The following is a 373-nucleotide window of genomic DNA, read 5'->3' as shown; positions in this document are numbered from 1 at the left end:
ACTTCTCAGAGTTAAAAACTCTCAGTTACTTGAACCTGAGTAAGAGTGTTTATCTATAAGAAGGAGTAGTAAAGTGGTGGAGCTAAGCAGGATCGAACTGCTGACCTCCTGCGTGCAAGGCAGGCGCTCTCCCAGCTGAGCTATAGCCCCACATTACTAGGATAACATTGTTTGTTTTTTACCTATCTTTGCTTTCAGGCAAGGATTTTTGTGACGAACGTTTAGTTTGCTAAACGAGTCGCAAAAAGACGCAGCATCAAAGCAAAGTGGTGGGTCTGAGTAGACTTGAACTACCGACCTCACGCTTATCAGGCGTGCGCTCTAACCAGCTGAGCTACAGACCCAAACAATGTTTGTGTTCTCTAATTCTAAT

At 44.2% G+C, this 373-nt stretch carries 2 tRNA genes; both read right to left on the bottom strand.

Annotated elements, in window-relative coordinates:
- Positions 1–74: 74 nt before the first annotated feature.
- A tRNA-Ala gene (locus tag CWC29_RS23530) sits at positions 75–150 on the bottom strand.
- Between the two features lie 117 nt (positions 151–267).
- Positions 268–344, bottom strand: a tRNA-Ile gene (locus tag CWC29_RS23525).
- Positions 345–373 lie beyond the last annotated feature (29 nt).

This window comes from Pseudoalteromonas galatheae, assembly GCF_005886105.2.
Lineage (GTDB): Bacteria > Pseudomonadota > Gammaproteobacteria > Enterobacterales > Alteromonadaceae > Pseudoalteromonas > Pseudoalteromonas galatheae.
Note: the sequence above shows the minus strand (reverse complement) of the source record. Positions and strands in the feature narration are given on the sequence as shown.